This is a genomic window from Shewanella algidipiscicola (assembly GCF_003605125.1).
GTDB classification, from domain to species: domain Bacteria; phylum Pseudomonadota; class Gammaproteobacteria; order Enterobacterales; family Shewanellaceae; genus Shewanella; species Shewanella algidipiscicola.
The window spans coordinates 1-13,874 of record NZ_QPQT01000016.1 but is presented as its reverse complement, the minus strand read 5'-3'; the positions used below and the strand labels follow the sequence as shown (position 1 = coordinate 13,874).

The window sequence follows — 13,874 nt, the reverse complement described above, 5'->3', positions numbered from 1 at the left end:
GAGTGGATTGCAGCCTAGTCATCTAAACAAAATTCACTTAACAAAGAGTAAAACGTTTTTAGCCGAACCCTGCGGGCGCGTTTGTTGATCATTTCTACTGCGTTCTCAGCTTTTTATGTAGAATCACTAGACCACAAAGCTTCTGCCTTATATAAATACCCAACAATTCGCTGCAAAAACAACCTTGAAAGATCGACAGGCCCTAGCATCACATCGACGGCATCAACACACTCAAGCCAATGAATAGAGCAGCATCTAAAACACCTGTGCAACCTGATAACGCTCTAAAATCTCACGATATTGCCCAGAGGCCTTTATAATGGCTAAGCCTTGCTCATACAACTGTACTAAGCCATCGGTGGCAGCATGCTGACTAAAACCAATATAGAGCGCAACCGGAGGCCCTTCAGTGCCAGCATAACGGACTTGCCCTGTAAGCTGCTCACGGTGCGCAACATAATCAACAACCAAACGATTACCTAAAAGCACATTGACTCGCCCCTTACTCAAGCGCTTCAAATTCATCTCTAACGGTGAGGCTCCTGAGGCACGATAGACACCGGCCAGTAATGGCAAAAAGTTGTCCAAGGTTACGCCATAGCTATAGCCCCGAATAATGGCAAGCTGTTTACCATAGAGATCTCGTGGACGCTCATATTGCCATAAGTCGTTTTTTTCAACATAAAAATCATTACTATAATGACCTATTGGCTGATTAGAAGCCTGTAATTGGTAACGCTCAAGCTGCTCATGATTTACGGCTAATACGATATCAATTTTATTTTGTTGCACACTTTTCAATGCTCGTGAAAATGGCTGGATCTCAAATTGGGTAGGCTGGGACATCGCCATAAAGGCCGCTTGCACCACTTCAACCACATAACCTTTATCTTGTTCCTCTGGTGTGCATATGTAAGGACACCATTCATCAGAAACCATCACAATCGGCTTGGCGATCGCAAACACGTTAAACATACTTAAACACAGTCCAACGACGATCTTAAGACGCAATACTTGTAACATACGGCGTAACATTATCACTTTAATTGTTAATTTAAAGTGTAACGCTAACAGATGGCAGTAATCAGTGCTAGAGAAAATATCACGAAATCGGGCGATGACAGCTTACTGGTAGGCATTAAGGTTATTGTTTGCTAGGATCACACCCGAGGAGAACCGATGAAACTTTTTAATTACCACCCCCCTGTTATCCCCTGGTTAGATATCCGCTATCAAGACCGTGATATTATTGTCATCAATAAACCCGCAGGCTTGCTCTCTAATCCTGGCCGAGCAGAGAACACTTTTGACTGTGCAATAAATCGCTTATTGCAGCGATTTCCAGAGGCCATTTTGGTGCATCGTCTCGACTGTGCAACGTCTGGGATCATGGTATTTGCGCTCAATAAAAAAGCGGAGTCAAACATTAAGACTCAGTTTCAAAATCGGATGACTGAAAAGTATTATGTGGCCGAAGTTCAGGGCATTATGACCCAAGATAAGGGCAAAATTGATTTTGCCATGAAGGCCGATAGCACTCAGCCACCATTACAGATGATTGCCGCAGATGGTAAGGCTGCAACTACCTACTTTGATGTGTTAGCGCGCAGAGAAAACAGTACATTAGTGAAGTTAAAACCGATTACCGGAAGAACCCATCAACTAAGGCTGCATATGAAAGCCCTTGGCCATACTATTTTGGGTGATGACTTTTATGGTGATGAGGCGGTTATCAACGCATCGCCTCGCTTATGTTTACATGCCGAGCATTTGAAAATTACTCATCCATTTCATCAAAGCGAAATGCAGTTTTACAGTAAGCACCCATTTTAACTAGGCTATGCCGGGACATAATGCTAATGGGACTGTAGCGTTTAATATTGACATCGAATGTTATAGGTACGCAACTACGCCCCTAAACGGCCATGCTTGCTTCGCATTAATCTATTGAACTCTCGTCGTTAACGTCGCGGTGAAACCGCTAAGGTTCACCGCATCTAGCGCATCAATACGCCACTTGGATAGAAGCTGAGTTTAAGCGGCAATGCGCTTGGCAGTATAAAAGCACTCTGCACTATTACAAAACTGCAAGTTATTATCGTCTGACAGCAAGAAATACTCGCCAAACAAGTTACCACCGAGATCTTCAAGCTTTAAACCATCGTCAATTTTAGTCGCTTGCATCTCATCTAAACTGTGACAACCGTCAGTATACCAAGTCTCTAAAAAAAGCTTATCATCCTGACGATAAAGGGTAATTTTATCACCTAACGATGGACGATCATCAATCCACTGCCCTATGACTTGTCGAGTGTCCATATCTTGCTCCTGCCAACCTAGACGTTTACGCTTTTCAACCACAGGCATTTCTATGACTTGAAGCAATGAGGAGGAGTCGTTGCCACCTATCTCATCCAACATTACTCTAAGTTTAGTATTCATAATCCTTTACCTCTTAATCAGGAAAATAACCGCATAAGTAAATAGCTAACTTAATAAATTACCACTGTTTTTTAACGCTTTGGTTGAAATTGTATCCTAGGTTTAAAATAAAAATGCGAGCTAAATCACTATTAATACAATCTCATACCTTAGCAATACGAATTATGTGTCAATTAGATCAGCAACATCATATCAAACAGCTCTAAACCAGCATGCACCAGCAGATACAAGCAATCGTTCTTTGGTGATTCAAATGAATGAAGCACTGCTCATTTATTCAAGCGTCACAACCTAACGATCAAAAAAGGAGCCTAAAGGCTCCTTTTTTATGCGCTATAACCCTATCGGGTGTATGCTAGGCCATATCAGCGGCACGATCTGCGGCTTCGCATGCAGAGGCAGTAAAGACCACATCCGTTGAGCTATTTAATGCGGTTTCTGCAGAATCTTGAATAACGCCAATAATAAAGCCAACCGACACAACTTGCATCGCAACATCATTAGAGATACCAAACAAGCTGCACGCCAGAGGGATTAATAACAGCGAGCCCCCCGCAACACCTGACGCACCACAAGCCGAAACAGCGGCAACAACACTGAGCAGGATAGCCGTTAAAATATCGACTTGAATACCTAAGGTATGCACTGCCGCCAAAGTTAATACCGTGATAGTGATTGCGGCGCCGCCCATATTAATGGTCGCCCCCAGCGGAATAGAAACTGAATAGGTGTCTTCGTGCAGATCAAGCTTTTCACACAGTGCCATATTAACTGGAATATTGGCAGCACTTGAGCGAGTAAAAAATGCCGTAACGCCACTCTCACGTAAGCAGGTAAGTACTAATGGATATGGGTTACGTCTAATTTTGAACCAAACAATAAGTGGGTTAACCACTAGTGCAATAATAAGCATTGAGCCAAGCAGTACAGCAAGTAACTGAGCATAACCGGCCAGAGCCTCAAAACCGGTAGCCGCAAAGGTAGTTGCCACTAGACCAAAAATACCAATAGGGGCAAGGCGAATAATAAAACGCACCATTTGTGATACACCATGACTGATATCGGCAAACACGGTTTTGGTGGTTTCACTCGCATGATGTAAAGCTAAACCTAAGCCCACACCCCAGGCCAAAATGCCAATATAATTGCCAGTCATTAGTGCATTAACGGGGTTATCCACCAGCTTAAACATTAAGGTATATATCACTTCAGCAATACCTTCGGGTGGATTAGCACCTTCAGCCCCTGTTGCCAACACCAATGTCGTTGGAAACATAAAACTTAAAGTTACCGCGGTGATCGCCGCTGCAAATGTACCAAAAAGGTACAAGGTAACAATAGGACGCATATTGGTTTTGGCGTTTTTCTTTTGGTTAGCAATCGATGCTGCCACCAAAATAAACACTAAAATAGGTGCAATCGCTTTTAAAGCACCAACAAAGAGATTGCCAAGAAAGGCAACACTGTGCGCAGCCGATGTCGAATACAGTGCCAGCGCTACCCCAGCAACAATCCCCAACACAATTTGCAGCACTAGACTGCCATTTGCTAACTTAGCAAACAAAGACCGATTTTGATTCATTGATTGACCTGTTATTTTAATTTGTTAGATTTGAACACTTCACGTGTCACGCCCGACTCTCTTGCGTCATATCACTTTCTTGTTGTATTGATTATTAGCCATCTCACACCAGCAGGTTACCATCAATAACGCTGTGGCTTGCGACCATTATGCGAAAGGACAAGCAACGCAGAACGCCAATCGACTCCAGATTAAACTTCCTTCACCTTGAGGTTTTATAGAATCTGACCGGCGTTGTCTAGCAATCGGTTTAAATTAGCCCCATAAATTACTCATTAGCAGCATAAATTACTCATTAACAGCATAAATATAACAAGACGCTAATGTTTAGCGCCGCGGTGCGATTCGGCACCTCGCAACATAGCGTCAATCAGCTCATGAGCATCAAATTTTGTCAGAGCCTCATTCGCGCCCACTTGATGAGCTTGGCTAACGCTAATTTCACTCGATAACGAGGTATGCAAGATAATATAGGCATCGGCTAATGCGGGGGTGTTTTTAACCTCAAAAGCCAGCTCATAACCATCGAGCCCCGGCATTTCGATATCACTGACCAATAGATCAACAGGATGCCCAGCTTGATGTGCACGCTCCATAATCGCCAGCGCTTCACGGCCATCGGAGGTCACCTGATAAGGAATATTGATGCTATCTAGGGCATCCGAAAGCTGTTTTCGCGCCACCAGAGAATCGTCGACTAACAAGATATTGAGCGGCTTTAAGATCTCACGTTGCACATCGGTCAAGATAGCGCGTTTGCTTGCGAGACTAAGTGGAAATACTTTCGACAGTAGCAATTCAACATCGAGCAACTGCACTAACTTATCGTCGACTCGTGTCACCCCCGTCAGGTAAGCATTTTTACCTAAGTTAGATGGTGGCGGCTCAATATCACGCCAATTACAATCCATGATTTTATCGATAGAGCGCACTAAAAAGCCCATCACCATTCGCTGGCAATCGGTAATAATGATATAGGCATTTTCACGCTCATCTTCACCAATAGGCGCATAGCCAACAGCGGCCGCCATATCGATAATAGGGATGGTATTGCCTCGCACCGTCGCCGCACCAATAATGGTGTGATGGGATTTTGGAATAGCACTCAGCTTGGTATAGGGCACTAATTCACGGATCTTAAGCGTGCCAAGGGCAAACAGTTGGCTGTGTGACAGTCTAAACAACAATAAGCCTTGAGATTGGCTTGCCTTACTTTTCATAATTTACCGACATCTAGATATGAGCCATTTTTATGAGCGTACACTACCACACCTCCCCACTATTGACGATGTTCAATCAGCAATAATTTGACCTCTATAACTGTGATTCTATCGGCAGTAATCCAATCAAATCGGCCATGAGTTTTCGCCAAAAACTGGCATCGGGTTCGCTGTAATAAGTGGTAGATTGACTATCATCAAACCAAACTAACTCGCCCTCTTCAACTCCAACACGGTAAGCATTTTCACGTAAGTTATTGTCGATACCGGATAATATTAATGAGGCAAATACTTCATCGTAGAAAATAAGACCCAGCTCGGTATTGATCCACGCCGAACGGGGATCGAAATTAAATGATCCAACAAACACAGCATGGGCATCAAGTACGAAAGTCTTTGCATGTAGACTGGAGCGTGAACTGCCCTTCCACGCCGAAGGCCGGTGATTAACATCTACTTTCATTTCATAAATAGTCACACCGTTTTCCAGTAACAATTGTCGATAGCGCTGATAACCCGCATGAACCGCCAATACATCTGTTGCGGCCAGGCTATTGGTCACTACGGTGACTTTTACCCCGTTTTTTACCGCCGCGATTAAGGCTTCTGAGCCTGACTTTGTGGGCACAAAATAGGGGGAAATTAACAGCACTTGCTGTTTAGCTTTGGCTAAAAAGCGCCCCAGATCGGACAATAACCATTGATCTTGTTGAGCGCCAATGGCTTTTTCGGGAGGGTCATAAATCACTTCAGCCTCCCCCCAAAACCATGCCATTTGCGTTGTACGGATCTTATTTAATAACTCACTAAACTCAAGGCGCTCTAAAAATTCATCGCCTTCAAATTGTGCTTGCCGCTGCGCCATATTAGCCTGAGCCTTGGCAACCATGCTTGCAGTCACCGGCTCAGTTAAGCTGGCGATATCATGCACCACAGGGGCATTCCAATATAAATCAAACTGATCTGAGACTTTATCGACTGCCTTACCTATGGTGAGTAGGTCGAAATCACCAAAATCAACTTCTTTATTTTTTGAAAAGTATTCATTACCAATATTACGCCCACCGACAATGGTAATGAGGTTATCCACAGTTAGAGACTTATTGTGCATGCGATGATTAAGACGAGAGAAACCAGTTATCATGGCTAAATTTCGAAATGTTCTCTCATAACTGGGATTAAACAAGCGCACTTCAATATTGGGATGACTGGCCAAGATCATCAAGCCTTCATCGAGGGTTTTAGTCGTCAAATCATCGAGCAACAATCGAATCCGAACCCCTCTGTCGGCGGCATCAATGAGATACCACACCAGCATGCGGCCTGTCTCATCGGCGCGATAAATATAGTATTGCAAATCAATACTACGCCGCGCAGCATGCACTATGGCTAAACGCGCAAGAAACGCATCAACACCTGATCCTAACGGCAGTACGCCCGTTTTATCAGGATGCTGTACTAATGAACCTTGTAGATACTGATAGAGGGATGAATCGGTTGGGGGGGCCAATTTATAACTCGGCGTCTTAGCCACTTCAGGTAGGCTAGATGAACAAGCCACTAAGGCAAAAAAACAAGTTGCTAGTAGTGTATTAAGCAAAATCTTGTTCAACATAAGCCGCCATACTGTCAGATGATAAGATCAATAGCCTACTGATTAACATAGGCTATAGAGGTCAATCTTGTAAAGCATATAGCACATCAAATGCGAACTGATCCCAGCCTTCAGCACTAAAAGCAATATCACGAATAGCCCGCACTTGACTCACCGCATGTAACGGCGCGGCCCCATTACTCATTAAATAATAAGCCATCAATAACGCGGTGCGATCTTTACCCGAGCGGCAATGAATAAGCACGGCAATATCGTCGGCTTCACACTGTTGAATAAACGCCAGCGCTTTAGGTAACTGCTCGGCACATAGTTCAACATCCCCCGCTAGCGGAGGGACATTACGCGAAAAAGGAATGCAGGCATAACGCAGGTCGTGATCTTCAAACACTTCAGGATCGCACATCTCACCGCCATTAACCGATAACACGGCGCCGATACCACCTTGTTTTAACTCGTTAATGTCCCAGTTTTCCTTATTGGGGCCACATCGACCCGCGATTCGTCCTTCTACCAACCAAAAAAGGTGCTGCATAACCCTTCCTTTTATCTACTCATTAACAGAAAACGAATACTCACTATGGCTTATTGCTCCATAGTTGTTCATTGATCTTAGGTAACTTTTTACGCTTTTTTTTACCGGTTCCCGCAGGTTTAGCCATTGGTTTGTCCATTCGAGAGAGGAGCTCCTCTGGCACCTGTTCGTCGGCTTCGAAACCTGGATATTGCTCTCTAGGTAAGCGAATCTTGTTCTTTTTCTCTATGACAGAGAAGTGATGATAGTCTTCATGGCTTATCAGCGAAATCGCTTCACCAGCCTCGCCTGCTCGACCACTGCGTCCAATACGATGCATATAATCGGCTGGACTTCTCGGCAGTTCATAGTTGATCACCACAGGTAATTTTTCGATATCGATACCACGGGCGGCAATATCGGTCGCGATAAGTACCGTCACTTCTGCACGCTTAAAAGCCTCCAGCAGACGAGTTCGTGTCCCTTGCGCTTTATCGCTATGAAAAACCTCGGCCGTAATACCTTGTTTAGCCAGTTTCTGCGCCACTCGATTACAACTATTTTTAGCGCTGGCAAATACCAGCACCTGTGACCAGGCATGGGTCTTAATTAATTCAGCTAGTAATGCGGTTTTACGCTCACGATTGACAGTAAATACACGTTGACTGATGGTTTGCGGCTCATCATCTTGCAGCTGGATCTCAACCGGTTGCTCTAATAGCGCCGTGGTAAGCTCGCGCACCTCTTCAGGAAACGTCGCCGAAAACAGCAAGGTCTGCTTACGCTTGGGTAACAGGGCTAAGATCTGCTTAAGTTCGTCGTCAAAGCCTAGGTTTAACATGCGATCGGCTTCATCGAGTACTAAAGTCTGTACCTTACTTAGCTTTATTGCGTTGCTAGACACTAAGTCGAGTAGTCGCCCTGGCGTCGCAACTAATACGTCAGCGCCACCACGTAGGGCCAGCATCTGGGTATTAACCGATACGCCGCCATAGACAGCCAATACTTTCGCCTTAGGCGCGAGCCCAGCGCCATAACTGATAAAGCTGTCGGCAACCTGCTGGGCCAGCTCACGCGTGGGCACTAAGACTAACGCACTAACATAATTGCCACCGCTGACCCCTTGGCCGCTGAGTTTTTGCAGTAAAGGCAGCGCAAAAGCGGCCGTCTTACCCGAACCAGTATTGGCACCCGCTAAGAGATCCCCCCCCGCTAGCACTACAGGAATAGCCTGCTGCTGCACGGCTGTGGGCTGGGTGTAACCCAACGCGTGCAAGCGTGCTAGCAGTGTTTCATTAAGATTAAGCTGGCTAAAAGTGATAGGGCTGGTGGTGCCAGTAACGGAACGGTTTTCTGAGGTCATAACTAAACAGGGTGCCAAAATATTATATAGCCCAATATTGTACTGTAAAAGCATCCAGAAAGCTTACAATTTACCAGCTACACCACCGCGCTCTAGGGTCAATAGTTGCTGCTTTATCTCAAGGCCATAAGCGTAACCCGTTAAGGTACCGCTTTTTCCTATGATTCGATGACAGGGAATAATAATCGCAATGTGATTCGCGCCGTTAGCGCTGCCCACCGCCCTCACCGCGTTGGGATTATCAATCACATGGGCTATATCGCTATAACTACATGATTTTCCGTAGGGCTGGGTTAACAAGGCTTGCCAAACCTGATGCTGAAACACAGTGCCAACTGGGGCTAACGGCACGGTAAACCCAGTAAGCTTGCCTAAGAGGTATTGCTCTATCTCGCTCTTGGCTTTCTGTAAATGCTCATTGGCCAGCTGCTTGTCAGCATCTGTAGCGGCAATTAAGGCGATATCTCTTGCGGCCCAGCTATCGGTCTCACGCGGCTTAAAGGTTAAATCAGAAAGGCCAAATCGATTGGCGGCGATGACAATATGACCCATGTCAGTGGTGATGGTTTGTTTTGCTATCGGCATAAAATTGACTTCACCATCGTTTCTCGACATCGCTCGATAGTGTTTAACACAAGCTAGGCTCATTGTTGGCTCCATAATTGAAACGTTAAATAACTGCCCCAAGGTGAAATTTGGCTGCTAAGACACTCAGTTTGCGCTGAATAATATCGCTGTTGTTCACCTTTAGTGGCGGTATCATCGAGATGCTCAGCATTTCCAGCTTTAGACAAATTGGCAAGCAGCTGATGCCTCACAACGAGATCACTGGATAATAAGATGTCCGGTAAACTTAAGCCTCTTAGGCGCACATAATCGACCGTCCAAGGCCCTATTCCCTTAATTGACAACCACTCATCAACTGAAGCATGGGGATGATGTTGAATAAACAGTGCTAACGCCTTTAATGCTGCCTTTCTTGCTCTGGGCACCTTGAGACAATCGAGCGATGCACCAGCGATGACTTCGGCAGTAGGAAAGAGTCTCAACCGACACCCCTCAATTATCACCGTCTCACCATAATGATCCACTAATGCCTGCAATAGCATTACCGATTGCAGCACACTCACCTGTTGTCCCAGCACTGCCCGACACGCCGCCTCAAATGGTGACCACACTCCGGGTATCCGAACACCACTATTGATTGTGGGCAAATAATCCCCCAGCGCCGCAAGCCGGCTCTCGACTTCAATCAGATCGGCATCTAAATCGAGCATCCTGCGCATATTACAAACTACAGCCTGTAAATGAACAAGATCATCTGCACTACTCATCACAACCTTAAGCTTGAAACTACAGGACGCTTCACAATGGGTCGCCTCAACATAACCATACCCCCCATTTAATTGAAAACTGCGACCATAGTGGTTCTCACCCACCCACTCCATCTCATTTACCGCTCGAAGACGATAAAACTCCCGTTGATGCTGCCAATTAAAAGGTGGCCGATAAAAAAGCCGTAAATGAAGACTTGTCGAATCAGACGTTAACCCCACCGCGGCGTGATGATTTTTACGTATCGCACTCGGCGTAAGTTGCAACTGTTGTTGAAATAATTCATTGAAACGCCGAACACTATTAAAGCCGGACGCAAAAGCAATATCGGTAATAGGCATAGCAGATTGGTGCAGCAGCTGTTTGGCAAACATCAGCTGCTGATACTGGGCATATTGTTTTGGTGAGACGCCTAAATGACGCTGAAACAGCTCACGAAGATGTCGACTGCTGATCCCTAATTTATCGGCAAACGCTGCGATGGATATGGCTGTTGGCCCCGATAATATGCCGTTGTTAATAAGTGCCACCGCGCGATTTACCGTGGTTTGCGTCCCTATCCATGGGTTCGATTGAGGTGCACTATCGGGACGACAGCGCAAACAGGGCCTTAACCCTTCATTAGCGGCTGCCACAGCGGTATCGAAATAACGCACATTGTGCTCTTTCGCTGCCACAGCAGGGCAAATAGGCCTGCAATAGATCCGAGTAGAGAACACCCCGACGAAAAAAAGACCATCAAAACGCCGATCGCGCGACAACCGGGCGCGGCGAAAGCTTTCAGTTGTCATTCGGTTATCATTAGTCATTGAAGATACAGCTCCGCACTATCATCGGTTGGATTAAGCCAACTCTAATCCAAGCCGTAACCTGATACTAGCGGAAAACGGCGCTCAACCTAATACCACTAAGCAAAACACCACCATGATATGCACAAGCCCTCTGGCATTCCCCTAGCCTATCGACTAGTCCTATTGAATAGATCCGTTTTAGTTAACTCTTGATAGACATTAATGATTAAGCTTCTGGTAATATGTGATATTCATAAAAATTATCACTCATTCTCAGTCTATAAGGACTTTAATGTTTAAGTTATTTGAATCTTGGGTTAACGCTTTACCCGATGAGGAGCCTCAACAACCGCCAAGGGGGATTTACGCTTTTTGCCGGCATTACACCAAAGGGTTTGAAATCCCCTTAGTATTGATGTCGATTTTAACTGCCGCCTTAGCCATATTAGAAGTCTCACTCTTCGCCTTTATGGGGGATTTAGTGGATTTATTGTCTAGCCACGATCCCGCGACCTTGTTTGAACAGCAAGGTGGCAAGCTGCTGATGATGTCAGTGCTGGTTTTGGTGGTCATTCCCGCCTTAGTATTGCTGCATGCGTTAGTCGTATATCAAGGCCTACTGGGTAACTACCCTATGTCAATTCGTTGGTTAGCCCATCGATATCTGCTCAAACAAAGCGTGTCCTTTTATCAAAATGACTTTGCCGGGCGTATCGCCACTAAAGTGATGCAAACGTCACTGGCCGTACGTGAAACCGTCACCAAATTACTGGATGTACTGGTGTATATCTTGGTTTATTTTTTGTCGATGCTGGTGATCATCGCCGATGCCGATTATCGGTTAATGTTACCCATGCTAGTCTGGTTAGGTTTGTATATTGGTCTGCAGATCTATTTCTTACCAAAACTAAAAAAAGTGTCGACAGAACAGGCTGATGCACGTTCAACTATGACAGGACGTATTGTCGATAGTTATACCAATATCGCCACAGTGAAACTGTTTTCCCATACGCAGCAAGAAGCGCAATATGCCAAAGAGAGCATGACAGGCTTTCTCGACACGGTTTATAGGCAAATGCGCTTAGTTACAGGCATTAACGTAAGCGTGCAGGTAATTAACTACCTGCTGGCCTTTACCATTGCCGCCGTCTCTATTTGGCTGTGGCGTGACAATGCCATCACCATCGGCGCGATTGCTGTAGCGGTGAGTTTATCCCTGCGTTTAAACGGCATGTCGCAGTGGATCATGTGGGAAATTAGCTCACTGTTTGAAAATATCGGTACCGTCGCCGATGGCATGAACACCTTGGCCAAGCCCACAGACATTGAAGACAGTGAAAAAGCCAGCAAATTAGCGGTGCGCGAAGGCAAAATCGATTTTGACAACGTCAGTTTTCATTATGGCGAAAAGAGCGGCGTTATCGATGCGCTAAACCTCAACATCAAAGCCGGTGAAAAAGTTGGCTTAGTGGGTCGCTCAGGTGCGGGGAAATCGACCCTAGTTAACCTATTGATGCGCTTTCATGATGTCGAAAAAGGCACGATTACCATTGACGATCAGGACATCAGATTGGTGACACAAGACTCGCTGCGTTCAAATATTGGTATGGTGACTCAAGACACCTCCCTGCTGCATCGCTCTATCCGTGACAATATTCGCTACGGTAAGCCAGATGCCACAGAAGAGGAGTTAGACAATGCCATCAGGCAGGCACAGGCCTATGACTTTATTAATGAATTAAGCGATCCTGAAGGTAATCATGGATTGGATGCTCAGGTCGGCGAGCGCGGGGTCAAACTCTCTGGTGGTCAACGCCAACGGATCGCAATTGCAAGAGTATTACTCAAAAATGCACCTATCTTACTGCTCGACGAGGCCACATCGGCATTAGACTCCGAAATTGAAGCGGCGATTCAGGAGAGTTTATATCAGCTGATGGAAGGCAAAACCGTTATCGCCATCGCTCATCGCCTGTCAACGATTGCCGCGATGGACCGGCTTATCGTACTGGATCAAGGCAAAATTGTTGAACAAGGTACACACCAAGCATTGATCGCCCAAGGCGGCATTTACGCCCAGCTTTGGGCACATCAAACTGGCGGCTTCTTAGGCATAGATTAAGCCTACACGTTAATCTTAACCTCAACACCCGCCTCTTTGCCTACATACCCAGCAAAGAGGCTTTTTTTATGCTTTAGGATTAATGAGTTACCCTTCTCTGCACTGTCTACTCTCTAGAGTCGGAAATACCGCTTGGCACTTGGGTTATCATCGCCACTATCCGAATCCTGAATCACCACTATCTGAATAAACGAGAACTCAGTAGATACTATCTCAATAGGCTCATTAGCTATCAGTAGGTGACGCGCACCAGAGATCAGCGTTGGTCGCTAACAAGCTGATATGGCCAATGGGTTTAGCTGAAATTAGGAGAGTGTCATCACGGACATTAGCTGAAGACATAAAAATACCAGAGAATCGGTCAAGACGTCGAGAGTCAGAGAGTCAGAGAGTCAGAGAGTCAGAGAGTCGAGTCAGGCATAGTGGCCCATGACGTCTGAATCAAAAATTTAGGCGAAAAAAAACCACCAATTAAGGTGGTTTCTTCCAACGTACAAGACGTTGATTTGGTGGAGCCTAGCGGGATCGAACCGCTGACCTCAACACTGCCAGTGTTGCGCTCTCCCAGCTGAGCTAAGGCCCCAAATTCACGTTACTATATATGAAAACCATAGATAACACAAAAGGTTAAATAGTGGTATCCCATAGGGGATTCGAACCCCTGTTACCGCCGTGAAAGGGCGGTGTCCTAGGCCTCTAGACGAATGGGACACTGTTGGCACCTTATACTCTGTACCGAGTGAATACTCGTTAAAGCCAGTAGGCTATCGCTTCAACGCTATCGAATCGTCAACTTGTTAGTCAACCACTCAAAAAGTGGTATCCCATAGGGGATTCGAACCCCTGTTACCGCCGTGAAAGGGCGGTGTCCTAGGCCTCTAGACGAATGGGAC

General features: G+C 45.6%; 11 protein-coding genes and 3 tRNA genes. 2 read left to right on the top strand and 12 right to left on the bottom strand.

All coding sequences use genetic code 11. The features are described from left to right. Positions 1-255 precede the first annotated feature (255 nt). Positions 256-975, bottom strand: a complete 720-nt coding sequence (locus DVO77_RS15890; RefSeq protein ID WP_162924204.1) for a substrate-binding periplasmic protein — start codon at positions 973-975, stop codon at positions 256-258. Between the two features lie 204 nt (positions 976-1,179). On the opposite strand from DVO77_RS15890, the gene DVO77_RS15885 reads away from it, so the two are divergent. Beyond that, positions 1,180-1,833, top strand: a complete 654-nt coding sequence (locus DVO77_RS15885; RefSeq protein WP_110457761.1) for an RluA family pseudouridine synthase — start codon at positions 1,180-1,182, stop codon at positions 1,831-1,833. A gap of 201 nt (positions 1,834-2,034) precedes the next feature. Here DVO77_RS15885 and DVO77_RS15880 read toward each other — a convergent pair whose 3' ends face one another. From DVO77_RS15880 to DVO77_RS15845, 8 genes are all read right to left on the bottom strand, one after another. Further along, positions 2,035-2,442, bottom strand: a complete 408-nt coding sequence (locus tag DVO77_RS15880) for a hypothetical protein (RefSeq protein WP_110457760.1) — start codon at positions 2,440-2,442, stop codon at positions 2,035-2,037. Positions 2,443-2,797: 355 nt separating this feature from the next. Beyond that, positions 2,798-4,024, bottom strand: coding sequence for a serine/threonine transporter SstT (gene sstT, locus DVO77_RS15875; protein ID WP_119978988.1), 1,227 nt, complete (start codon positions 4,022-4,024; stop codon positions 2,798-2,800). A gap of 320 nt (positions 4,025-4,344) precedes the next feature. Next, positions 4,345-5,244 carry a chemotaxis protein CheV gene (locus tag DVO77_RS15870; RefSeq protein ID WP_110457758.1) on the bottom strand — a complete coding sequence of 300 codons (900 nt, stop codon included), beginning with the start codon at positions 5,242-5,244 and terminating at the stop codon, positions 4,345-4,347. Between the two features lie 94 nt (positions 5,245-5,338). Beyond that, positions 5,339-6,859, bottom strand: coding sequence for a phospholipase D family protein (locus tag DVO77_RS15865; RefSeq protein WP_110457757.1), 1,521 nt, complete (start codon positions 6,857-6,859; stop codon positions 5,339-5,341). Between the two features lie 61 nt (positions 6,860-6,920). Beyond that, positions 6,921-7,391 (bottom strand): phosphatase domain-containing protein, encoded by a 471-nt coding sequence (locus tag DVO77_RS15860; protein ID WP_110457756.1) that lies wholly within the window; start codon positions 7,389-7,391, stop codon positions 6,921-6,923. A 43-nt stretch (positions 7,392-7,434) separates the two neighbouring features. Next, entirely contained in the window at positions 7,435-8,733 is a 1,299-nt protein-coding gene (locus tag DVO77_RS15855) for a DEAD/DEAH box helicase (RefSeq protein WP_119979049.1), read from the bottom strand. Positions 8,734-8,796: 63 nt separating this feature from the next. Then, positions 8,797-9,381 carry a methylated-DNA--[protein]-cysteine S-methyltransferase gene (locus DVO77_RS15850; RefSeq protein WP_249038193.1) on the bottom strand — a complete coding sequence of 195 codons (585 nt, stop codon included), beginning with the start codon at positions 9,379-9,381 and terminating at the stop codon, positions 8,797-8,799. Beyond that, on the bottom strand, positions 9,378-10,859 hold the full coding sequence (locus DVO77_RS15845; RefSeq protein ID WP_249038192.1) for a DNA-3-methyladenine glycosylase 2 family protein: 1,482 nt from the start codon (positions 10,857-10,859) through the stop codon (positions 9,378-9,380). Before DVO77_RS15845 ends, DVO77_RS15850 begins: the two co-directional genes overlap by 4 nt. A gap of 292 nt (positions 10,860-11,151) precedes the next feature. On the opposite strand from DVO77_RS15845, the gene DVO77_RS15840 reads away from it, so the two are divergent. Continuing rightward, positions 11,152-12,981 (top strand): ABC transporter ATP-binding protein, encoded by a 1,830-nt coding sequence (locus DVO77_RS15840; RefSeq protein WP_119978986.1) that lies wholly within the window; start codon positions 11,152-11,154, stop codon positions 12,979-12,981. Between the two features lie 507 nt (positions 12,982-13,488). Here the strand turns inward: DVO77_RS15840 and DVO77_RS15835 are convergent. The 3 genes from DVO77_RS15835 to DVO77_RS15825 form a co-directional block, all read right to left on the bottom strand. Further along, a tRNA-Ala gene (locus DVO77_RS15835) sits at positions 13,489-13,564 on the bottom strand. 52 nt (positions 13,565-13,616) lie between these two features. Continuing rightward, positions 13,617-13,692 (bottom strand) — tRNA-Glu (locus tag DVO77_RS15830). Between the two features lie 106 nt (positions 13,693-13,798). After that, a tRNA-Glu gene (locus DVO77_RS15825) sits at positions 13,799-13,874 on the bottom strand.

Bases quoted from the DNA above. Each gene is read 5' to 3' on its own strand.
- DVO77_RS15890 (WP_162924204.1), bottom strand. From the start codon at position 975: ATGTTTAACGTGTTTGCGATCGCCAAGCCGATTGTGATGGTTTCTGAT.
- DVO77_RS15885 (WP_110457761.1), top strand. From the start codon at position 1,180: ATGAAACTTTTTAATTACCACCCCCCTGTTATCCCCTGGTTAGATATC.
- DVO77_RS15880 (WP_110457760.1), bottom strand. From the start codon at position 2,442: ATGAATACTAAACTTAGAGTAATGTTGGATGAGATAGGTGGCAACGAC.
- sstT (WP_119978988.1), bottom strand. From the start codon at position 4,024: ATGAATCAAAATCGGTCTTTGTTTGCTAAGTTAGCAAATGGCAGTCTA.
- DVO77_RS15870 (WP_110457758.1), bottom strand. From the start codon at position 5,244: ATGAAAAGTAAGGCAAGCCAATCTCAAGGCTTATTGTTGTTTAGACTG.
- DVO77_RS15865 (WP_110457757.1), bottom strand. From the start codon at position 6,859: ATGTTGAACAAGATTTTGCTTAATACACTACTAGCAACTTGTTTTTTT.
- DVO77_RS15860 (WP_110457756.1), bottom strand. From the start codon at position 7,391: ATGCAGCACCTTTTTTGGTTGGTAGAAGGACGAATCGCGGGTCGATGT.
- DVO77_RS15855 (WP_119979049.1), bottom strand. From the start codon at position 8,733: ATGACCTCAGAAAACCGTTCCGTTACTGGCACCACCAGCCCTATCACT.
- DVO77_RS15850 (WP_249038193.1), bottom strand. From the start codon at position 9,381: ATGAGCCTAGCTTGTGTTAAACACTATCGAGCGATGTCGAGAAACGAT.
- DVO77_RS15845 (WP_249038192.1), bottom strand. From the start codon at position 10,859: ATGACAACTGAAAGCTTTCGCCGCGCCCGGTTGTCGCGCGATCGGCGT.
- DVO77_RS15840 (WP_119978986.1), top strand. From the start codon at position 11,152: ATGTTTAAGTTATTTGAATCTTGGGTTAACGCTTTACCCGATGAGGAG.